Genomic DNA, 21,608 nt, shown 5'->3' with positions numbered 1-21,608 from the left:
CAGACGCAATGCACTCAGAGCACATAGCTCGCGATCATCTGGCCGAGCTGCCGGATGTCCGAGGTCCCCTTGAACTCGAGGCGAACCTTGCCCAGCCCGCTGAACCACAGGTCCAGCTCGGCGTCAAGGTCGAAGGTGCCGGCGGTCTCGACCGAAAACGCCTGGATCTTCTTGTAGGGCAGCGAGGTGAAGTCCCGCTTCCGTCCGGTCATCCCCTGCACGTTCACGGCGATCAGACGCTTGTCGGTGAACACGACGAAGTCCCGGACCGCCTTGAAGCACGACACCAGCTGTTCGCCTGGGATCAGCAAGGGAGCCACCATCGGACCGAGGTCGCCGGTCGCGGCCGGACTGAGCTTGAAAACAGAACCGTTCGAGAAGTCGATCATCCCGCCAGGCAATCACAGGCGGGTCTTGTACTTCGCTCACCTCGCGGTGGCGTCTCGCACTGATTCGCGGACGGGGATTGTCCGGGTCGTGCTCTAACGTGCGAGGTATGACCGAGGATGCTTTGGTGCTGGAGGACGTTCAGCTGCGCGGAGCCTTCCTGCGCAAGGTGCGGCTGATCGGCGCGGAGCTCTGCGACGTCGAGATCACTGGCGACATCCAGAACCTGACCGTCAACGGAGTCGAGGTCGCAGGGCTGATCGAGGCCGAGCTCGATCGGCGCGACCCCGACCGGCCCAAGATGCGCCCGACCGACTCCGACGGGGTACGCGCCGCCTGGGAGCTGCTCGAGCAACGCTGGGGCGAGACCGTTGCCAAGGCGCGGGCTCTCCCACCGGAGCTGTTGCACGAGAGCGTCGACGGCGAGTGGTCGTTCATCGAGACGCTTCGCCACCTCTCCTTCGCCACCGACGCCTGGATCCGCCGCGTGATCCTCGGCGACCCCACCCCTTGGCACCCACTGGACCTGCCCTGGGACGAGATGGCCGACACCCCCGGCATCCCGCGCGACCGCGCCGCCCGCCCGTCCCTCGACGAAGCGCTGGCCCTCCGCGAGGACCGAATGGCCGGCCTCCGCCAGTACGTCGACCAACTCACCGACGAGCAACTAGCCGGCGACACCACACCGATCAGCACATCCCAAGGCTGGCCCCGGCCGATCAGCTACCCGGTGCGCGAGGTCCTGCTGCTCCTCCTCAACGAGGAGTACATGCACCGCCTGTACGCCGAACGCGACCTGGCCGTCCTCGCCGCCCGCTGAGAAATGTCGATCGGGTCCGGCATGCTTCGACCTATGGGCATGGACCAGCTACTGCATTCGTTTCTGGAAGCGCAACGAGCCCGGGTGTTCGAGGTTGTCGAAGGACTCAGCACTGAGCAGCTCACGAGGTCCGTGCTGCCGTCGGGGTGGACGGTGCTCGGGATGATCGAGCATCTCGGGGGCGCCGAGCGGCACTGGTTCCAGCAGGTCGCGCTGGGCGCTGCGGATCCGCTGCCCTGGCCGGACGACCCGGCTGACGCGGACAACTCGGGCGACTCGGGCGACGACGACGCGTTCACCAGCGGGCGCTCCCCCGAGGCGGTCTTCGGGTTCTATCGCGATCAGATCGCCCGCGCGAACGAAGTACTGGCGACGGTCCCCTGGGACACGCCGCCGGTCGGTGATCACGGCCAGGGGGACACCAGCCAGATCACCGACCTGCGTTTCATCGTGCTGCACCTGATCGAGGAGACCGCCCGCCACCTCGGCCACCTCGACGCCGCCCGCGAGCTGATCGACGGGAGGACCGCCCTGGGCCAGGACCCGCTATGACGCCAGCCGGTCGGGCGACAGGTTCAAGCGACGCAGCAGCTGGGCGTTGAGCGCGACGACGATCGTCGACAGCGACATCAGTACCGCGCCTGCCGCGGGCGACAGGACGATCCCGGCGAAGGCCAGGACTCCGGCCGCCAGCGGTACCGCGATGATGTTGTATCCGGTCGCCCAGACCAGGTTCTGCCACATCTTCCGGTAGCTCGCCTTCGACAGGTCGATCACCGACAACACCGCCCGCGGATCGTCAGCAGCCAGCACGACGCCCGCCGACTCGATCGCGACATCCGTACCGGCGCCGATCGCGATCCCGACCTCGGCCCGAGCCAGCGCCGGCGCATCGTTCACGCCGTCACCGACCATCGCCACCTTCAACCCGCGCGCCTGCAACTCAGCCACCTTGGCGTCCTTGTCATGCGGCAGTACCTCCGAGAACACCTCGTCGATCCCCAACTCAGCCGCCACCGCGTCGGCCACCTGATGCGCGTCCCCAGTGATCATCGCGACCTTCACCCCACGCTTGTGGAGCGCATCGACAGCCTGCCGCGACTCGTGCCGGACCTCATCCTCCAACGCGACCGCCCCCAGCACCTGACCATCCCGAACCACCTGCAGAACCGCCGCCCCACGCGCCTTCCACTCGCCGATCGCCGCATCCAACTCAGGAGGAACCTGTACTCCGGACTCGCGCAGCAAAGCCGGCCCGCCGACCGATACGTGAGCGCCGTCGACAACCGCCTCGACCCCACGCCCGGTCAGCGACCTGAAATCGGACGCCTTCAAGCTCTCCGCACCAGCCTCCGCTGCCGCCCGCACGATCGCCTTCGCCAACGGGTGCTCACTATCCGACTCGACCGCCGCCGCAATCGCCAGCAACTCGTTGTCAGCAACGGAGACCGTCGCGACGCCCGTGACAGCCGGCTCACCCTTGGTCAGCGTCCCGGTCTTGTCGAACAGGACCACGTCGATCGTCCGCATCCGCTCCAGCGCCAACCGATTCTTGACCAGGACGCCGGCCTTCGCCGCGCGCTCGGTCGAGATCGCGATCACCAGCGGGATGGCGAGCCCGAGGGCGTGCGGGCAGGCGATCACCAGCACCGTGACGGTCCGGGTGACCGCCTCGTCCACCTTGCCCAGCAGGCTCCAGACCAGGAAGGTGATGACGCCTGCGCTGGAGGCGAAGTAGAACAGGAACGCGGCCGCGCGATCGGCGAGCGCCTGAGCTCGGGACGAGGACGCTTGCGCTTCGGCGACCAGACGCTGAATGCCTGCCAGGGCGGTGTTTTCGCCGACGGCGGTGATCTCGACCCGCAGGGCGCTGTCGGTGGCGACCGTACCGGCGACGACCTGGTCGCCGACGGCGCGTGGTACCGGGCGGGATTCGCCGGTGATCATCGATTCGTCGACCTCGGCCTGGCCGTCCACCACCTGCCCGTCGGCGGGCACCCGGCCGCCGGAGCGGACCAGGACGACGTCACCCTCGGAGAGGTTGCTCAGGGCAACTTCGACCACGCCGTCGGCGGTGACCTTCTCGGCGGTGTCGGGCAGCAGCGCGGCCAGCGCGTCGAGCGCACCGGAGGCGGCGCCGAGCGCCCGCATCTCCAGCCAGTGCCCGAGCAGCATGATCACGATCAGCAGCGCGAGCTCCCACCAGAAGTCCAGGTCGAACCCACCGATCCCGAGCGTCGTCACCCACGACGCCACGAACGCGACCGAGATCGCCATCGAGATCAGCAACATCATCCCCGGCTGCCGGGACCTGATCTCGCTCCATCCACCCCGCAGGAACGGCTGCCCGCCGTACAGGAAGATGACCGTGCCGACGATCGGCGCGATCAGCTCCGATCCCGCGAAGTCCGGCCGGTTGTAGCCCAGCAGGTCCGCGAACATCTCACTGAAGAACACCACCGGCACAGCCAGCCCCAGACTGACCCAGAACCGATCCTTGAACTGCGCCGCATGATCCCCATGCCCGGCGTGCCCGCCGTGCTCATGCTGCCCCGCGTGCTCGTGGCTCATCTTGACCTCCATCGGTTCTCCAGCACCTCTCAACCATACCCCCATGGGGTATGAACGCGGCAACCCACCACCCCACCGGCCTATTCCCGCTCACGGCAAATTGGCTGGAGATCCACCCCCACCACCCGCGAGACTGACCGGATGGAAGCGGTAGAGATAGCCCGGCAACTGGTCAACGAGCGTTACCCACAGGCACGCGCCGCCTGGCTCGGCGGAAGTGTTGCCCGAGGCACCGCGACCGCGACCTCGGACCTCGACGTCACCGTCCTCCTGCCCGGCCCGCCCGCGCCCCTGCGCGAATCCCTCCGGTACGCCGACTGGCCGGTCGAACTCTTCGTCCACACCGAGGAATCCCTCGACCACTACTGCGAAAAGGACCGCCAGCGCCGCCAACCGTCGATGATGCGCCTGATCGGCGAGACGATCATCCTGCTCGACACCGACGGCTCCGGCGCCGCGTTCCAAGCCGGCGGCAACGCCCAACTCCTGGCCGGCCCACCGCCCCTGCCGCCCCAGGACATCGACATGCTCAGGTACAAGATCACCGATCTGCTCGAAGACCTGATCGGTGCCGACAGCAACGACGTTCGGACCGTCGTCGCCTCCGTCCTCTGGCAGGACGCCGCCACTCTCCTCTTGACCGGCGCCGGCCACTGGAGCGGCACCGGCAAGGGCCTCCTCCGCGAACTGGCCAACTACGACGCAACCCAGACCACCGACTACGCAACGGCCCTACCCGCAGCTGTCCGCGCCGCCACCACCGGCGACCCGAAAGCGCTGATCGCCACCACCGACACCATCCTCAACCTCTACGGCGGCCGCCTCTTCGACGGCTATCGCCTATCCGGCGACTAATCCAGGCAACCCCGAAGGCTGATCTGGGCAGAACCTACCGACGACAGGACCCGTCGGCCGCGGCGATCGTCGAAGCATGAACCAACTAGCCACAGTGATCGGTGCGACCGGAGCCCAAGGCGGCGCCGTCGTCAAAGCATTGCTCGACCAGGACCGGTACTCCGTCCGCGCGGTGACCCGCCACCCGGACAGCGAGGCAGCGACCCGGCTCCGCAGCCAAGGCGCGGAGGTGGTCGCCGCCGACCTCGACGATCCCGACAGCCTGGTCAAGGCGTTCGACGGTGCCCAACTGGCCTTCTGCGTCACCAATTTCTGGGAACACCTCGACCCTGCTCGCGAGACCCGGCACGGCCGCAACCTCGCCGAAGCCGTCGGCCGGGCAGGCGTCGACCACGCGATCTGGTCGACCCTGGACGACACCCGCCGTCGCGTGCCGCTGGACGACGACCGGATCCCGACGCTGCTCGACCGCTACAAGGTCCCGCACTGCGACGCCAAGGCCGACGCGGATCGCTTCTTCGCGTCCTCCGGCGTCGCGACGACGTACCTGGTCCTGCCGTACTACTGGGAGAACCTGATGGATCCCCGCTCCCTCCAGCGCAACGCGGACGGCGTACTGACCTACCCTCTCCCGCTCGGCGACGCGCGGCTGCCGGGCATCGCGGTCGACGACATCGGGCGGATCGTGCAGGTGATCTTCGACCGCGGCCCGAACGACGGCGAAGTACTCCGAGTCTCCGGCGACCAACTCACCCCGGCCGAAATGGCGGCCGCGATGAGCACCGCCTTCGGCGAACCCGTCCGGTACGTCGATCTGCCGCCGGACACCTTGCGCAGTTGGGGATTCGCCGGCGAGGACGGCGCGAACACGATGCTCTACAAGCGCCTCTTCAACACCGAGTACTGCGCCGAACGAACTCCAGCCTCAACCCGGAATCTCCTGCCCGAACTGCTCGACTTCACCAAGTGGCTGACAGCCACATCGCGCGCTGAAGTCGGCGAGGACCTCGTCGATCACGTGTTGGGCGTTGGCGGCGATGCCTGGGTTCGTGTCGCGGTAGTACGGGAGTTGGATCAGAGCCATCGACAACGCCCGGCCGCGACCGCGTACCCACGCCTCGTCGTCAACACCCAGTGCCTCGCGGTAGGCAGCGCGTCCAACCGCAGGAAGCAGATTCCACGCCGGGATCAGGTCGCAGGCCGGATCACCGATCCCCGCGGTGGCGAAGTCGAGCACCGCCGCCAGCCTTCCGCCATCGGTCACCAACAGGTTGGACGGCATCAGATCGGCATGCACCCAGCACGGCGAGTTCGCCGGGGCCGCAGCCAACGCAGACTCCCAAGCAGCCGACGCGGTCGCCGTATCGATCCACCCATCGAGCTGCAAGAGCGCCTTCCGCGTCTCCTCGTCCTGCGACGACAACGCCCCGCCCCGGTACGCCGCCGGCCCGTCAGGAATCTCGATCGCCCGGAACGCACGCACAAAGGAAGCCAGATCCCCGGCCAGCCCGACCGGATCCCGTACCTCCCCAGCAACCGCGATGGCCCCCGGAATCCACTCCTGCACCAGCCAGGGCCATGGGTACCCGTCAGCCGGCTCCCCCAACGCGACCGGCGTCGGGATCCGCACCGGCAGCAACGGCGCGAGCCTGGTCAACCACTCGAACTCCTTCTCGATGTCAGACACCCCACCCGCGATCCGCGGCAACCGCACAGTCAGCGAATCCCCCAGCCGGTACATCGCATTGACCGTCCCGCTCGACGGGATCTCGGCGACCGGCAAGCCGACCCACTGCGGGAACTGGCCCGCCACCAGTCGCAGTACCAGCTCGCCGTCGATCAACGCCTCGTTCGCATGCATCCGGCCCATACCGTCATCCAAGCCCAGCCGGCGCGAATCTCAGAACGAGTTTCGCCGCCGCATCCGCCGCGGCCGCCCGTCCGGGTCGTAGACATGGTCGTAGAGCGGTCGCGCCCACACCCTCGCCAGCCGCCCGACCGGCACCGGATCATGCCGCCGAAGCTGCCCCGCCGGCCGCGGCCCAGCCTCTCCACCCGCGTGCCAGGAGTCCAACGCCTGCGCCGCCTCCCGCCACTGCTCAAAACCCTTTACCGGGTCAAGTTCGGGCTCGACCCCCAGATGCTCCGACCACAGCTCGGCCCGTACCGACCGCGCCAGCCCGTCGCCGACCACGGCACACGTCAGCTCGCTGTCATTCGTCCACGAGCGCCGGTTGAAGTTGTCCGACCCACACGTCAACCACTCGTCATCCACCACGCAGACCTTCGCGTGCACGTAGATCGGCGTACCGGCCGCGTTCTCCAGGTCGTACACGGCGAACCGATCCGGCGCCACGGAGTGCAACAGGTCGAGCGCCTGCAGTTGCCCGTACCGCGCCGGCGGTCCGCTGATCCGCCCGTCCGCATCCGGGTACCGCGGCACGACCGCGATCACCCGCAATTCCGGCGACCGCTCCAGCGCCTCACACAAGCCCTCGGCCACCACCGACGACCACAGGTATTGGTCCTCCAGATAGATCAGCCGCCGCGCCCGCCCGAACGCCTTCCGATAAGCCCGCGCGATGCTGTACTCCCCCTTCGGCGCAAACCGGAACGGCGGATGCTTGTGCCCGAACGTCCGCAACACCTGGACCGCGTGCGGCCCGGCCGCCGGCGGATCCGGAAACCTCTCCGGCAGCTTCGACGGATGCCGCGGCATCTCCGCCTTCCGCTGCACGAACATCCGGTACGGCGTACGCCGATCGAGCGGGTGCGGATCGTCCCAGCGCTCGACGAAAGTACGCAGTACGTCCCCGACCACCGGCCCGCGAAGCTCGAGCGTCGCGTCGTGCCAGGGCGTCTGCTTCCCGTACCGGGGATCCATCGGCGCCTGCTGCGGATCACCCAGATGCTGAGCGTCATCGCGCCGCTGGTGACTCAGATCGATCCCACCCACATACGCGACATCCTTCGCCGCCGCACCCCGATGACGGATCACGAACAGCTTCTGGTGGTGCGAAGCCAGCCGCCGCACCCGCTGATCCAGCAACACCTCAGCCCCGGCCTCATTCAGCTCGGTGCCAAGCCGCTGGTTCTCCTGAGCATTGAACTGCACATGATCCGAGTGCGACCGCCACAACAACCCCCGGACCTCGACCCCGGACTTCGCCAGATCGCAGAGCACCTCCCCGATCGACGGCCCATCCTCGTAGAGCACCTCGTCCGCATCCCCACGCCAATCGGTGAAGTACACCCGATCGCCCACACTCAGCGCACACAGCTCGTCATACAGCCGCTGGAAGTAGACGGCGCCGTGGACGAGCATCCGAACCGAGTTCCCCTCAGTCCACGCGCCCTCGAGATCGGTGGCCGGGTTGCCCCGCTCCTCAGCCGTCAGAAACCAGTCACTCATCCACTCCCAGTACCCCGGCCAGCCCAGTCCGAACTCCACGCACTGCTCGAGACCACTGGACGGTGACGACGAGTAAGTAGGTGACGACACCGACGGGCGCCACCCAGATCCGGTAGAAGGGGAAGTTGCCGGTGGCCGCGGTGATGAAGAAGACGGTGGCGATGGTGGTGCATCCGACGACGGCCCCTCGGCGGTGGGAGTCGCGGGCTGTGCTGGGGAGTGGGCCCAACTGGCGGTCCAGCGCGGCGGCGACTGCGGAGAGCGCGGCAGTAGCGGTCAGGGCGACGATCACCATGCCGGGTGGGCCGGCCAGGAAGGCGGCGAAGACGTTGGCGCCGGCGAAGAGGGCGACGATCAGGAGAGTCAGGAAGGCGCCGATTCCGAGGTGACGGAGTTGGCGGCCGCGAAGGTCGACGGCTTCGGCCGAGCGGACGATGCCGGCGGGGCCGGTGAGGCGGCGGAGTACGAAGTACAGGCCGGTGAGGGTGAGAGCTGCGGTGAGAGCGAAGATGATCGTCAGGACCGTCGAGCGGGTCGGCGAGATGAACTGGTGCAGCTGGCCGTCGCCGAAGTCGCAGGTGGCGTGCGGGGGCAGCCACGAGCTGGTGATTCGCAGGCCGTTGCCCTCGGCGAGTGGGAAGGCCTGGGCACAGTCGCGATCGGGGTCGTACCAGCTCGGCATCGACGCCGAGACCGCCAGACTCCAGCCGAGCATCGAGACCAGCCCGAGCGCCAGCACGCTCCCGGCCCGCCGCATCAGCACGGTGCCTGCCCAATGGTCGAGCCGGCGATCGGGATGCAGTCGAGGAGCATCTGCTCGGGGTCTCCTGTACTTGACGACGTGATCTGGTTGACCAGTAGACGCACCGATTGGCGACCGAGTTCGCGTCGCGGGACCTCGAACCCGCTCAGCTCCGGGTGGCCCACTGGCTGGCCGAGCACCGCGAGCGACAACTCCTCTGGCACCCGGATACCGCGCACCGCGTCCATCAAGGCGGCCGAGAGCGACCCGGTGTCGGTCTCCTCGACGACGACGGCCGTCACGCCCTCGCCGCGCCAGCGCTCGACCAGGGCCGGGACCTCGGCGTCGGCGGCGCGCGCGACGATCCGGCGTACCGGCAACCCAGCCGAGGAAGCGGCGGTCAGGACGCCTCGCTCGCGGTCGGTGGAGGAGAGGGCGTCGTCGATCGAGCGGAGGTAGCGGATCTCCTGGTGGCCGGCAGCGACCAGGCGGTTGATGACGGCGGCGGAGGCGGCGACGTAGTCCACGCCGACGTACGGGATCCGGCCGGACAACTCGTCGCGCCGGCCGATGTAGACGAGCGGGAAGCCGCCGCCGAGCAGCCAGTCGATCGGCTCCTCCGGCACCTGCCGGCCGAAGAACAGACAGCCGTCAGCGATCCGAGTGCGGCGGATCGCCGTCTTGTCGTCCGACCGCGCTTCGAGGCCGCCGGTGCCGGTGAAGAGGATCAGGTCCTGGCCCTGGGCAGCGGCCTCTTCCTCGATGCCGGCCAGGATCGGGTAGTAGAAACCGTCCACCGCGGTCGGGAAGGCCGACGCGAACGTGTACACCCCGATCATGTGGTTGCGCGACGACGCCAACCGGGTGGCGACCGGGTCGGGCACGTAGCCGAGTGTCTCCGCCGCCTTCAGCACCCGGCGCCGGGTGGATTCCGCCAGCCGCATGCCGTCCGTGTTTCCGGACAGGATCAGCGAGACCGTCGTCTGCGAAACCCCCGCAGCGGCGGCGATATCCGCCTGTCGCGGCGCCCTTGCCATAGACCTCACCTTAGCTAATACGGATTAGCTTATTGACTGACCCGATCGACGAATCCCACACTCGGCAGCAACCCCGCCCCCGACAGTGTGAGGAATCAAGGATGACGAACCTACCTCCCGTCAGCCGCCGGACCCTACTCCGCGGCACCGCCGGTCTCGGGCTCGGCCTCGCGGCCGGCGTGCCGCTGACCGGGACCGCACAAGCCGCGCCCGGCGGATTCCCCAACTACAGCTACGTCCGGGTCGCGTTCAACAAGGCCAACCTGCGCTACAACCCCACCGGCGAACTGATCTTCCCCAGCGTCCGCGGCACCGTCGGCCGGATCAGCAACGCCCTCGGCCGCTTCTACCTGTACTACGCCCCGCACGACGCCCCCGGCGGCCTTTGCCTCGCCTACTCCAACTCGCTCGGCGGCCCGTACACGGAGTACGCCACCAACCCGATCATCAGCCGCACCTGGTCGCCCAACTACAACGTCTCCCACGTCTCCTCACCGCACGCCCTGTGGAACGACGACGTCAACGAGATGTGGATGTACTTCCACGGCGAGAACACCACCACCCGCCTAGCCCGCTCGACCGACGGCATCCACTTCACCTACGACAAGGTCGTGCTCTCCACCTCGATGCTCCCGGCCGGCACGACGGAGACCTCGTACGCCCGGGTGTTCCGCCACGACCTGCCGTCGAAGAACGCCCGGTACGTGATGGTCTTCATGATCAACACGACCGCGAACCGCCGCTCGATCGGCTGGGGCTGGTCGAGCGACGCCCGCAACTGGACCTTCTCGCAGACCCCGCTGATCAACCCGCAGGACGTCGGCGCGCTCAACATCGGCGCCCCGACAGTTGCCGAGCGCAACGGTTCCACGTACGTCATCTACCACACGAACATCGAGGCCGGCGGGTCGATGCGGATCACCGAGGTGGGCAACAACTTCGACAAGCGCAACCACCTCGGCGTCTTCCACTCGCCACTCACCGGCGCACCGGACAACGGACGGTGCGCAGCACCCGCGTTCGGCTCGGACAACGGCGTGGAGTACATGATCTACGAAGCCGGCGAACGCCTCGCCGGCTCCATCGCCATCGCCCGAGCCGTCTGAACCCTAAGCAGGCTTGATGTTCTGATTCAGATGGAACACGTTGCCCGGGTCGAACTCACCCTTGACCCGGGCAAGCCGCTCGTAGTTGTCCTTCCCGTAGCCGGCCACCACCCGATCCTGCCCCTCGTCCCCGATGAAGTTCAGGTAGACCGCACCGGTCGCCCAGGGCTTCATGTCGGTACAGAGGTTCCGCGCCCACTCGATCCCCCGCTGGTCGTCGGCAGCATCCGCCCAGAGCCCGAACGGATGGATCACCCAGGCCGCGTCCCGATGCGGCAACGGCCACTTGCCGGCGTCACGGGCCACCGCACCGCCCCACGGCACCAGAATCTGTTGCGAAGGCGACGGATGCAGCATGCCTGCCGCGCCACCGACGAAAGCGGCGATGGCCTCGTCGGGCAGCTCACTCAGATGCTCCGCCGACCAGTAGTTCCGGAAGCCCGGCGGATCGTCCAGAGCCGACTGGATCGCCGAGTAGGGCATCTCCGCGATCATCACTCCCTCGGGCGAGAGGTCCATCATCGGCTGGAAGATCGCCCGCGTCTCCTCCTCGGTCCCGGCATAGAACGCGGCCGCCCCGACCAGCCGCTCGCCTTGCAGGTGTAGCGGAACGAAGTCCTCCGGCGGCCCGGTCAAGTAGATGACGCCACCACCCAGTTCGTCCGGTACTCCCGCCTCGATCAGATCGCGGTACCGGCGGATCACCTCCGGCCCTGCGTCAGCGGGCCAGAACAGCATCGCCAGCGTCATCGACGTCAGCGGCCGCAGCTTGAACGTCAGTGACGTCGCCACCCCGAAGTTGCCGCCGCCACCATGCAGAGCCCAGAACAACTCGGTGTTCCGGGTCTCGTCGGCGATCACCAACTGCCCATCGGCGGTGATCAACTCGACCGATACCAGACTGTCGCACGCCAACCCGAACTTGCGCTCGAGCCAGCCGGACCCGCCGCCAAGCGTCAGCCCGGCCACCCCCGTCGTCGACACCCTGCCACCGGTCGTCGCCAGCCAGTACTGCTGGCAGGCGCCATCAAGATCCGCCCAGGTCGCACCGCCGGCGACCCGTGCCAGCTTGGCCTCCGGATCGACCTGTACGGACCGCATCTTGCGCAGGTCGACGACGATGCCCCCGTCCGTCACCCCTGCACCCGCAACGCTGTGACCACCCCCTCGTACCGCGATCTCCAAGCCCTCCGAGACCCCGTACCGCACCGCCGCGGCGACATCGGCCGCCGACTCGCACTGCGCGATCACCCCCGGCCGCTTGTCGATCATCGCGTTGAACACCGACCGGAGCTCGTCGTACGACGAGTCCCCCGGCCGGATCATCTCTCCCCCGAAACCGTCCGGCCGCCCCCGATGAGAACCCGGCGAACGCGCCATCGTGTCGGACATGGGAACTCCCCCTTGCCTAGCTGTTCCCCAGTTGACACCCCGATGCTGCGCCCGCTCCCCAAAGCCGGTCAACGCTTCACCGCTTACCGAAAGCTGACGCGAATCCCTTGTCTACCAAGGGTTTCCACCCGACTACAGCCCGGAATCCCGACACGGAAATCGCTTGCCGATAAGATCGGGGAATGACCGTCACCGATGCGCAGACCGCGGCAGTGCTGGGTGGGCCCGGCCAGGTCCTCTCCGATGCCGACGTCACCGCCTTCATCCACGAGCAACTGGCCGGCGCCGGGCTCGACGGCCGGAGCGTCTGCGTCATCGTCCCGGACGCCACCCGCAGTTGCCCCTTGCCACTCCTCCTGGGCGCGGTCCACGGCGCCCTGACCGGCAAGGTCTCCCGGCTGACCGTGCTCGTTGCCCTCGGCACCCACGCCGAGATGTCCGCCGATGAGCTGCGCACGCATCTCGGCGGCGACTACGACGTCCTCAACCACGAGTGGTGGAAGGAAGAGACCTTCGCCGACCTCGGCACGATCAGCGCGGACAAGGTCTTCGAGATCTCCGGCGGCCTCCTGCACGAGGCTGTCCCGGTCCGCCTCAACCGCGCGGTCGTCGAGCACGACGTCGCCCTCGTCGTCGGCCCGGTCTTCCCACACGAGGTGGTCGGCTTCTCCGGCGGCAACAAGTACTTCTTCCCGGGCGTCGCCGGCCAGGAAGTCATCGACCTCTCGCACTGGCTCGGCGCGCTGATCACGAGCGCGGGCATCATCGGTACGCCGGGCATCACCCCGGTACGCGCCCTGATCGACGAGGCCGCCGCGCTCATCCCCGCCGACAAGCTCGCGATCAGCGTCGTCGCGCAGTCGGGTACGAACGGCCTGCACGCAGTGGCCTTCGGAGACACCGCATCCTCCTGGCGAGCAGCCGCTTCGGTGTCCGCACAGACCCACGTCCGCTACCTCGACAAGCCGGTACGCCGGGTCGTCTCGCTGATGCCGTCGCGCTATCAGGACATCTGGACCGCCGCGAAGGGCTTCTACAAGGTCGAGCCGATCGTGGCCGACGGTGGCGAGGTCATCCTGTACGCCCCGCACGTAACCCAGCTGGCCGCGATGCACCCGGAGATCGAGCAGATCGGGTACCACTGCCGCGACTACTTCCTCGGCCAGTGGGATTCGTTCCGCTCGATGCATTGGGGAGTACTCGCGCACTCGACGCATCTCCGGGGCGCGGGGACCTGGAATCCGGTCGACGGGGAGCGGTGCCGGGTCGACGTGACGCTGGCGACGGGCATATCTGAGGAGGTCGTCCGGGGGGCCAATCTCGGGTACCTCGATCCGGCGGGGTTCGAGCTTGCGCAGTACGAGAACGACCCGGACACCTTGGTCATCCCGAATGCCGGTGAGATCCTCCATCGCCTCCGCTGACACAGACCTGACTGACGGGTAACCTTCGCTCCTATGGAACAGGTCGAGGTCGCGATCATCGGGTCCGGATTCGCCGGAATCTGTATGGGCATCAAGCTCCGTCAGGCGGGCTGCGAGAACTTCGTCATCCTGGAGCAGGCCGACCGCCTCGGCGGCACTTGGCGCGACAACACCTATCCGGGCTGCGCGTGCGACGTACCGTCGTACCTGTACTCCTTCTCGTTCGAGCAGAATCCGCGCTGGACCCGGATGTTCGCGCCCTGGGACGAGATCCTCGCCTACCTCGAGCACTGCGCGGAGAAGTACGGGATCGCGGACAAGATCCGGTACGGCTCGGACGTCACCGAGGCGGCGTACGACGAAGCCATCGGGCACTGGACCGTCACGGTCAACGGCACCGAGACGCTGCAGGCACAGGCGCTGGTGAGCGGCGTGGGCAACCTGCACAAGCCGAAGTTCCCGGAGATCGCCGGGCTCGATTCCTTTGCCGGCAAGGCGTTCCACTCGTCGCAGTGGGATCACGAGCACGACCTGACCGGGAAGCGGGTGGCCGTCATCGGCACCGGCGCCTCGGCGATCCAGTTCGTGCCTCGCGTTGCCGAGAAGGCGGCTCAGGTGGATCTGTACCAGCGGACGCCGCCGTGGATCACGTCCAAGCCAGACCGCGCGATCGGGTCGCTGGAGCGGTCGCTGCACGCGCGGTTCCCGGCCGGGCAGCGGGCGATCCGCGACATCATCTTCTGGGGGCTGGAGGCGCGCGGACTCGGCTTCGCCGGTAATCCCCGGCTGATGAAGGGACTCGAGCTGCAGGCCAAGCGGCAGCTCCGCAAGCAGATCAGCGATCCGGTACTCCGGGAGAAGCTGACGCCCGACTACCAGATCGGCTGCAAGCGGGTCCTCATTTCGAACGACTACTACCCGGCGCTCGCTCGGGACAATGTCAACGTGGTGACCGATGGAATCGCCCGGGTGACGCCGACCGGCGTGGTCACCACGGACGGGGTCGAGCGGGAGTGCGACACGATCGTGTTCGGGACCGGGTTCGAGGTGTCCGGGAACCTGACCCGGATCAGCATCCTCGGACGGGACGGCGTCGACCTAGGCGACGCGTGGAAACAAAACGGCATCGGCGCCCACCTCGGCATCACCGTGGCCGGCTACCCGAACCTTTTCCTGTTGGTCGGCCCAAACACCGCACTCGGACACTCCTCGATGGTCTTCATGATCGAGGCCCAGGTCCGCTACGTGATGCAGGCGCTAGACCTCCTGCGCCGCCGCAACGCCACCTCGGTCGAGGTCCGCGAGGACGTCCAGGAGCGCTTCGTCACCGACGTCCAGCACGACCTCGACGGCAGCGTCTGGCAAGGCGGCTGCACCAGCTGGTACCTAGACGCCCAAGGCCGCAACTCCACCATCTGGCCCGACTTCACCCTCACCTACTGGCGCCGCACCCGCCGCCTCAACGCGGCCGACTACGTCATCACCCACTGACCCCGCCAAGCCCACCACTAGCGAGCTCGGACACCACCCGGTGAGCTCGCACCCCAAGCGGCAGGCTCGGGCTCCAAGCGGTGGGCTTGAACACCACGTGGTGGGCTTGAACACGTTATTACTTGTTCACGGTCGCCATATGGTGTTCAAGGTCGCCAGAACTGGCCGGTGGAGGCGGCGGTCAGGGGAGTTTCGGGGGCGTCCCGGACTACTGGAGTAGGAGAGGGCCGGAGTCGGCGTACGACTATAGGTGGAGAGCAAGACAGGTCTTTGGGCCGACGTTTTCCCGCCGTTTCCGGAGGACTCTAGAAGCATGAACCTCCTCCAGATCCTCAGCACAGTCGTCATCGTCGGCGGTGTCGTGATCACCGCCCTGATCGCCATCATCCCCACGGTCGTCGACCGCTGACCCCAGCCCCGCACTCGAGCCGGGCGTGCTTCCACCCCAACCCCCAACGCCCCGGTAGCCGGCCAGGCGCCCCACCTACCGAGCGCTCGAGTGCGGCCGCCCCACCCGAAGAACCTCGGGGGGTTCGTCGAGTGGAGCAAGCACCAGCACGAAACAGAACCGCCGACGCTGGCCGTCGGCGGTTCTGTTTATTGCTTGGGGCAACAGAAGTATGAGTGGAACAAGGGGTTCTGATACCTCGGGAGTACTCGAAGACCGCCCTGCGGACCGATGGCTGGGAGCGGTTTCCGAAGGATTCTTGAGGTATGGAAATTCTTCAGATACTCGGGTCAGCAGCGATCGTGCTGGGCATCTTGCTCACGGTCCTGATCGCCATCGTTCCCACCGTGGTGGACAGATAGGAGTCAGCTGACGGAGAGGTGACCGAGCAGGTCCTGCCGGGTGAGTACGCCGACCGGCTTGCCGTCGTCCAGGACCATCAGGGCGTCCCGGCCTTCGAGCAACTCGACCGCCTGCGTCACCGACTCGCCCGCACCCAGCGACGGTAGCGCCGGGTCCATGTGCAGTTCGACGATGTCCGCGAGCCGCGCCTTACCGGAGTACAGGGCGTCCATCAGCGTCCGCTCCGACACCGAACCAGCCACCTCGGCCGCCATGATCGGCGGCTCCGCCCGGACGACCGGCATCTGCGATACGCCGTACTCCCGCAGAATCTCGACCGCCTCGGCGATCGTCTCGTGCGGGTGCGTGTGCACCAGCGGGGGCAAACTGCCGTCCTTGCGCGCGAGCACCTCGCCCAGCGTCGCCCCCTGCCGCTCGTGCGCCAGAAACCCGTACTGCGCCAGCCACTCGTCGTTGAAGACCTTCGTCAGATATCCACGCCCGCCATCCGGCAGCAGCACCACGATGACCGCGTCCGGGTCGTCGATCTCCTTGGCCAGCCGGATCGCCGCCGCGGCCGCCATCCCAGCGGACCCACCGACGAGCATCGCCTCCTCGCGCGCCAACCGCCGCGTCACCGCGAACGAGTCGGCGTCGGAGACCTCGATGATCCGGTCGCAGATGTCGCGGTCGTACGTCTCCGGCCAGAAGTCCTCACCGACACCCTCGACCAGGTACGGCCGGCCGGACCCACCGGAGTACACAGAACCCTCCGGGTCCGCCCCGATGATCTGCACGCGCCCGCCGGAGACCTCCTTGAGGTACTTCCCGGTGCCGCTGATCGTGCCGCCTGTACCGACGCCTGCCACGAAGTGGGTGATCTTGCCGTCCGTCTGCTCCCAGAGCTCCGGCCCGGTCGACTCGTAGTGCGAGATCGGGTTGTTCACGTTGGCGTACTGGTTCGGCTTCCAGGCGCCCTCGATCTCGCGGACCAGCCGGTCGGAGACGTTGTAGTACGAGTCCGGGTGCTCCGGCGCGACCGCGGTCGGGCAGACCACCACCTCGGCGCCGTACGCCTTGAGCACGTTGCGCTTGTCCTCGCTGACCTTGTCCGGGCAGACGAAGACGCACTTGTAGCCCTTGGCCTGAGCAACCATCGCCAGCCCGACACCGGTGTTGCCCGAGGTCGGCTCGACGATCGTGCCGCCCGGCTTGAGCTCGCCGGAGGCCTCGGCCGCCTCGATCATCCGCTTGGCGATCCGGTCCTTCACGGACCCGCCCGGGTTGAAGTACTCGACCTTCGCGAGCACCAACGGCCGAGCGCCGTCGGTGGTCTTCGAAAGCCGCACGAGCGGCGTGTTGCCGACCAGGTCCAGGAGAGATTCTGAGTAGCGCACGGATCTCACTGTATGGGACGAGCGCGTCGATCGACTATTTCGCTTGCGTGGGGGTCACAGCGTGTAATCCTGGGCACATGACAAAAGCCCGGGCCGCCAAGAAACTGGCCCAGGCCGCAGCCTTCGGTGGTGGGGGACTCGGACTGATAGGGGCGACGCTGTACGGCGTACTGACCGCGGAAGCGCGGTACGCCAAGCACGTCATCGGTCCGATGAAGGCTCACCCGGCCAAGGGCGACGGCCTGTACGGTCGGTACCCAGGTCGTCCGATCACGCTCGCGATGATCGGCGACTCCAGTGCAGCCGGATACGGCACCTCCTCGCCCGACGAGACTCCCGGCGTACTGCTCGCCTGCGGTCTCGCCGAGCTGGCGAAGCGCCCGGTCCGGCTCGTCGACGTGTCGCGAACGGGGGCCAAATCCGTCGACCTGGCCGGCCAGGTCGACAACGCCCTGCTCGCCGGCCCGCACGTGGCGGCGATCCTGATCGGTGTCAACGACGTGAAGGCGCAGGTGCCGCCGTCGACCTCGGTCCGGCTGCTCGAAGCCGCCGTACGCCGGCTGCGCGCGGCGAACTGCGAGGTCGTCGTGGGCACCTGCCCCGACCTCGGCGTCGTCCGGCCGATCATGCCGCCACTGCGCCAGGTCGCCCGCTCATGGAGCCAGCGCCTGGCCGCCGCGCAGACCATCAGTGTGGTCGAGGCCGGTGGCCGCACGGTGTCGATGGGCTCCCTGCTTAGCGAGGCCTTCCGCACCAACCCGTCGATGTGGGGGCCGGACAACTTCCACCCGTCCGTCACTGGGTATGCCGCTGCCTCAGCCGCGCTACTGCCGTCGGTCGCCGCCGCGATGGGGATCGGGCCGGAGTCGTACGTCTATCCGGAGCAGTTCCGGGGCGAAGCGGTGCTGCCGATCGCGGAGGCCGCAGTACAGGCCGCCCGGACAGCAGGCACCGAGGTCGCCCCCACCGAGGTCGCCGGCCACGAGGGTGGTCCGCGCGGTCGCTGGGCCGAACTCCGGCATCGCCGCCGCCATCCCGAGGTCGAGGTCGAGCGGGTCGAGGAAGCCGCCGCGGGCACCGCGGGCGCAGTACCCGTTGGGAAATAGAGCGTCCGCTGAGCGTTGACTTTCATGAAGAAGGGCTTGCACGCAACGTCTTCCTGATGCACAGTCGAATGACTACGCGATACCCCGGATGAAACGGGAGGCGAAGATGGGCTTGAACCACTCCGAGGAGACGCACCAACGTCTGGTGGAGAAGGTGCCCAGGTGCACTGGACGTGAGATGGCCGAGTGGTTCAGGTTGATGAACGACGGACCGTCGTTCCTGCGCTTCGACGACAGGGTGAGATGGCTTTCCAGCGAGTACGCCCTCGCACACGGGCACGCCACAGCCATCGTCCATGAGTACGACCTCGCCAAGGCGCACAGGCGAATGGGCTGACGAGCCGAACAGGAGACCGAATTTAGCCGAGGACCTGCCCTTTCAGGTGGAGGGGCAGGTCCTCGTTGCACGACGAAGGCCCGGCTCCTCCACCTGAAGGAACCGGGCCTAGTCCGGTAGTGCTAGTTGTTACCGCGGAGGATCGCGAGGATCTTCAGCAGGTTGATGTACAGCCAGACCAGCGTGACGGTCAGGGCGAACGCGGCCCGCCAGGCCTCTTGCTGCGGGGCTCCGGCGCGGACACCCTGCTCGACCAGGTCGAAGTCGAGAATCAGGTTGAACACCGCCAGACCGACGCCGAGCACGGCGAACAGCAGGCCCATCGCGCCGAACCCGCCGATGCCGGTGTGGAAGCCGAACAGGCTGGCGACGAAGTTGACCAGCAGCACGCCGGCGAAGGCCATCGTGCCGATGACGACCATCTTGGTGAACCGTGGCGTCACCTTGATCGCGAAGTACTTGTACGTCGCCAATGTCAGCGCGAACGTCACCATGGTCGCCAGGACGGCTTGCACGATGACATCGGAGCTACCGACGTAGCCGGCGATGAACTTGCTGAAGATCCCGAGGAACGCGCCCTCGACCGCGGCGTAGGCGAGCACCAGCGCCGGGTTGATCTTGCGCGAGAACGACAGCACCATCGCGAGCGCGAAGCCCAGCAGCGCCGACGCGATGAACACCGGCGACACCAGCCGGTCCGGAATCACGTTCCAGGCCACCGCCGCACCAGCGATGACGACACCCAGCGTGATGGTGGTCTTGACGATGACGTCGTCCAAGGTCATCGGACGGCTGTTGGCGGGGGCACCTTGGTACTGCTGGCCCGGCATTCCGGGTCCGCCGTACTGGCCGGGCTGACCCGGCTGACCGTACGGAGCTGCCCCGGGATAGGCCTGGCCTTGGCCAGGCGCAAACGCACTCGACCGGTTCAGGACCGGGTTACTGCTCTGCATGTCATCCTCCTGATAACCCACTGTGGGTCGTACCTGGATACTACGGGCCCACCCTTAACAACGCCTGAGGATCAACCAGGTGTTCCCCAAGCGATATCCCCACCCTCAAGCGGTTGCACAACCCAACCGTTCAGGCGGCCGCGACCTTCTCCCCGAGCATCCGCAGCCGCTCGGCAGCCGACGGCGGCCACCCGGCCAACAGCCAGCGGAGCCGGTACTGCCACCCGCTGGGCATCTTTTCCGCAAGGTGACTGGTCAGCCATGCCACCACCCGGTCCCGGCCGACGACCTCGACCAGCGCCGGGTCAGCCCGACGGAAGAACCTGCGAACCAGGACGAACGACGCCAGGAGATGCCCCAGCAGAAACGCCACGGGCAGGATCAGGAAGGCTCCGAACCAGCCCAGCCACCAGTTGTCCGTCACCCGGTTCGACACGACACCGCCGACCAGGCCGAGCACCGCGACCAATCCCCACTCGATCGATCTGCGCCTCTTCGCCCAGCGGTCCACCCGCAGGCGCGCGTGCACAAGCAGCTGCGTGATCAGCACTTCTTGCTCTTCCACGGAGTGGACCTCACCCACGTGGTCGTGCACCGTGAGGATCGCGGCGCCCGCCGGATTCAGCGTCAGCCGGATGCAGTCCTCGCCGGCGACCCCTTCGACCCAGTTGATCGTCGGCATCGGGTAGCCGACTCGGCCGGCCAACTCGCCCACGCGGAGGAACATCTCTTGCTCGTTCACCCGGCGAATGATGGCGTACGGCGGCCGGTCGGGGCTAGTGGGTTGCGCCGGGGCGTACCGGGGGTGGACGCGGTGCGGCGTCGTACCTGTATGGGCAAGTACGACGCCGGGACCGGTGGCCACCCAGGATGTGGTTCTTCCCGCAGGCCAGTTCAGGGGTTACTTCAGGGGTTACGCAGAGTGCTCTCCTGCGACGCGAGGGCCGCGCCGACCTGGTCGGCGAGAGCGACGGCCACCAGGCGCTGCTCGAGGTCGGGGCGCGAGATCCGGCTCGCCGCCGTCAGCAGGAACCGGCCTTGGACGGCGCCGGCGTGCTGGACGACCAGCTCGATCTCGGCATCGGTCGGCAACCCGTCGCGCTCGACCTTGATCAGCCGATCCCGCCGGGACACCGAGCCGTCCGGGTTCAGCTGCGGCGAGTGCTCACGCTTGCCACCGGCAAGGAACCGGCAGCCGTCGATACGGAGTACCGCGGTGAGCTCGGTCCGCACCTGGTCGATCACCTCAGCCGTCGACCCACCGGCCGCGATCGCCTGCGAGGTGGTCATGACGCCCGCCAGATACCCGGTCTGCCGACTGGCACGAGCTTGTTGCCGCCGGCCCCAGATCGCGATCTCGGTCACCGCCGCACCGATCACCACCAGCAGGATCGTGGTCTCGATATCGTCCTGGTTCTCGATCGTCAGCCGGTTGTAAGGCACCGTCAAGAAGAAGTCGAACCAGACCGCACTGGACACCGCCGCCACAACCCCCGCCGGCCGCACCCCGAACGACGCCACCGCCACGATCACCAACACCAGCAACAACGCCGCATTGGCATTATCAAAACTGTGCCTGAACGGCGCAACCGCCGCACAAACGATCAATGGCGCAAACACCGCGCCCGTCAGCACCGGATTCCGGTAACTCTCCACATACCCATTGATACGCCCCGTCCCCCAACATTCCAACGCTTCTCACCAGACTCTGACAAACTCACCAGATGTTCAGCACCCCGTTCCAGGACGGCCGTCCGTAACGCCCGCATCGACCCAACCGATACGTTC

Annotated in this window: 19 protein-coding genes and 1 pseudogene; 9 read left to right on the top strand and 11 right to left on the bottom strand. The window is 67.5% G+C overall.

Going from position 1 to position 21,608, the window contains the following annotated elements:
• Positions 1–14: 14 nt before the first annotated feature.
• Positions 15–389 (bottom strand): PH domain-containing protein, encoded by a 375-nt coding sequence (locus AB0M15_RS38100; RefSeq protein ID WP_363830661.1) that lies wholly within the window; start codon positions 387–389, stop codon positions 15–17.
• Between the two features lie 107 nt (positions 390–496).
• Between AB0M15_RS38100 and AB0M15_RS38095 the strand changes: the two genes are divergently transcribed.
• Both AB0M15_RS38095 and AB0M15_RS38090 read left to right on the top strand, forming a co-directional pair.
• The gene (locus AB0M15_RS38095) at positions 497–1,207 is read left to right on the top strand and encodes a DinB family protein (RefSeq protein WP_363830657.1); all 711 of its coding nucleotides are present in this window, start codon (positions 497–499) and stop codon (positions 1,205–1,207) included.
• A gap of 33 nt (positions 1,208–1,240) precedes the next feature.
• Entirely contained in the window at positions 1,241–1,759 is a 519-nt protein-coding gene (locus AB0M15_RS38090; RefSeq protein WP_363830654.1) for a DinB family protein, read from the top strand.
• On the opposite strand, the gene AB0M15_RS38085 is transcribed toward AB0M15_RS38090, so the two are convergent.
• Positions 1,754–3,778 (bottom strand): copper-translocating P-type ATPase, encoded by a 2,025-nt coding sequence (locus tag AB0M15_RS38085; protein WP_363830651.1) that lies wholly within the window; start codon positions 3,776–3,778, stop codon positions 1,754–1,756. The two genes, AB0M15_RS38090 and AB0M15_RS38085, sit on opposite strands and share 6 nt — an antisense overlap.
• A 141-nt stretch (positions 3,779–3,919) precedes the next feature.
• On the opposite strand from AB0M15_RS38085, the gene AB0M15_RS38080 reads away from it, so the two are divergent.
• Entirely contained in the window at positions 3,920–4,633 is a 714-nt protein-coding gene (locus AB0M15_RS38080; RefSeq protein ID WP_363830648.1) for a nucleotidyltransferase domain-containing protein, read from the top strand.
• Positions 4,634–4,709: 76 nt separating this feature from the next.
• Positions 4,710–5,384, top strand: a pseudogene (locus AB0M15_RS38075) (NmrA/HSCARG family protein); the annotation flags it as partial.
• 174 nt (positions 5,385–5,558) lie between these two features.
• Here AB0M15_RS38075 and AB0M15_RS38070 read toward each other — a convergent pair.
• The 4 genes from AB0M15_RS38070 to AB0M15_RS38055 are packed head-to-tail and all read right to left on the bottom strand — an operon-like array spanning position 5,559 to position 9,824.
• Positions 5,559–6,503 carry an aminoglycoside phosphotransferase family protein gene (locus tag AB0M15_RS38070; RefSeq protein ID WP_363830645.1) on the bottom strand — a complete coding sequence of 315 codons (945 nt, stop codon included), beginning with the start codon at positions 6,501–6,503 and terminating at the stop codon, positions 5,559–5,561.
• Between the two features lie 30 nt (positions 6,504–6,533).
• Entirely contained in the window at positions 6,534–8,045 is a 1,512-nt protein-coding gene (locus AB0M15_RS38065) for a phospholipase D-like domain-containing protein (RefSeq protein WP_363830642.1), read from the bottom strand.
• Positions 8,038–8,808: a hypothetical protein gene (locus AB0M15_RS38060; protein WP_363830639.1), complete on the bottom strand. Its 771-nt coding sequence runs from the start codon at positions 8,806–8,808 to the stop codon at positions 8,038–8,040. Before AB0M15_RS38060 ends, AB0M15_RS38065 begins: the two co-directional genes overlap by 8 nt.
• Positions 8,802–9,824 carry a LacI family DNA-binding transcriptional regulator gene (locus tag AB0M15_RS38055; RefSeq protein WP_363830636.1) on the bottom strand — a complete coding sequence of 341 codons (1,023 nt, stop codon included), beginning with the start codon at positions 9,822–9,824 and terminating at the stop codon, positions 8,802–8,804. The genes AB0M15_RS38060 and AB0M15_RS38055 overlap by 7 nt, the downstream gene beginning before the upstream one ends.
• 101 nt (positions 9,825–9,925) lie before the next feature.
• Between AB0M15_RS38055 and AB0M15_RS38050 the strand changes: the two genes are divergently transcribed.
• Complete coding sequence (locus AB0M15_RS38050) at positions 9,926–10,930, top strand: hypothetical protein (RefSeq protein ID WP_363830632.1); 1,005 nt, start codon at positions 9,926–9,928, stop codon at positions 10,928–10,930.
• A gap of 3 nt (positions 10,931–10,933) precedes the next feature.
• On the opposite strand, the gene AB0M15_RS38045 is transcribed toward AB0M15_RS38050, so the two are convergent.
• The gene (locus tag AB0M15_RS38045; protein ID WP_363830629.1) at positions 10,934–12,322 is read right to left on the bottom strand and encodes an FAD-binding oxidoreductase; all 1,389 of its coding nucleotides are present in this window, start codon (positions 12,320–12,322) and stop codon (positions 10,934–10,936) included.
• 182 nt (positions 12,323–12,504) lie between these two features.
• On the opposite strand from AB0M15_RS38045, the gene AB0M15_RS38040 reads away from it, so the two are divergent.
• Both AB0M15_RS38040 and AB0M15_RS38035 read left to right on the top strand, forming a co-directional pair.
• Positions 12,505–13,746 (top strand): lactate racemase domain-containing protein, encoded by a 1,242-nt coding sequence (locus tag AB0M15_RS38040; RefSeq protein ID WP_363830626.1) that lies wholly within the window; start codon positions 12,505–12,507, stop codon positions 13,744–13,746.
• A 33-nt stretch (positions 13,747–13,779) separates the two neighbouring features.
• Positions 13,780–15,237: an NAD(P)/FAD-dependent oxidoreductase gene (locus AB0M15_RS38035; protein ID WP_363830623.1), complete on the top strand. Its 1,458-nt coding sequence runs from the start codon at positions 13,780–13,782 to the stop codon at positions 15,235–15,237.
• A gap of 813 nt (positions 15,238–16,050) precedes the next feature.
• Here the strand turns inward: AB0M15_RS38035 and AB0M15_RS38030 are convergent.
• Positions 16,051–17,424: a cystathionine beta-synthase gene (locus AB0M15_RS38030; RefSeq protein ID WP_363830620.1), complete on the bottom strand. Its 1,374-nt coding sequence runs from the start codon at positions 17,422–17,424 to the stop codon at positions 16,051–16,053.
• 77 nt (positions 17,425–17,501) lie between these two features.
• On the opposite strand from AB0M15_RS38030, the gene AB0M15_RS38025 reads away from it, so the two are divergent.
• Both AB0M15_RS38025 and AB0M15_RS38020 read left to right on the top strand, forming a co-directional pair.
• Positions 17,502–18,530: an SGNH/GDSL hydrolase family protein gene (locus AB0M15_RS38025; RefSeq protein WP_363830616.1), complete on the top strand. Its 1,029-nt coding sequence runs from the start codon at positions 17,502–17,504 to the stop codon at positions 18,528–18,530.
• 88 nt (positions 18,531–18,618) lie between these two features.
• Complete coding sequence (locus AB0M15_RS38020) at positions 18,619–18,867, top strand: DUF4287 domain-containing protein (protein ID WP_328328336.1); 249 nt, start codon at positions 18,619–18,621, stop codon at positions 18,865–18,867.
• A gap of 122 nt (positions 18,868–18,989) precedes the next feature.
• Here the strand turns inward: AB0M15_RS38020 and AB0M15_RS38015 are convergent, their stop codons facing one another.
• From AB0M15_RS38015 to AB0M15_RS38005, 3 genes are all read right to left on the bottom strand, one after another.
• Positions 18,990–19,820 (bottom strand): Bax inhibitor-1/YccA family protein, encoded by an 831-nt coding sequence (locus AB0M15_RS38015; RefSeq protein WP_363830610.1) that lies wholly within the window; start codon positions 19,818–19,820, stop codon positions 18,990–18,992.
• A gap of 130 nt (positions 19,821–19,950) precedes the next feature.
• Positions 19,951–20,562 carry a hypothetical protein gene (locus tag AB0M15_RS38010; RefSeq protein WP_363830607.1) on the bottom strand — a complete coding sequence of 204 codons (612 nt, stop codon included), beginning with the start codon at positions 20,560–20,562 and terminating at the stop codon, positions 19,951–19,953.
• 164 nt (positions 20,563–20,726) lie between these two features.
• Positions 20,727–21,476, bottom strand: coding sequence for a DUF4118 domain-containing protein (locus tag AB0M15_RS38005; protein ID WP_363830605.1), 750 nt, complete (start codon positions 21,474–21,476; stop codon positions 20,727–20,729).
• Positions 21,477–21,608: the final 132 nt, after the last annotated feature.

The sequence above is a fragment of the Kribbella sp. NPDC051718 genome, from assembly GCF_040681515.1.
In the GTDB taxonomy this organism is placed as follows: Bacteria; Actinomycetota; Actinomycetes; order Propionibacteriales; family Kribbellaceae; genus Kribbella.
Note: the sequence above shows the minus strand (reverse complement) of the source record. Positions and strands in the feature narration are given on the sequence as shown.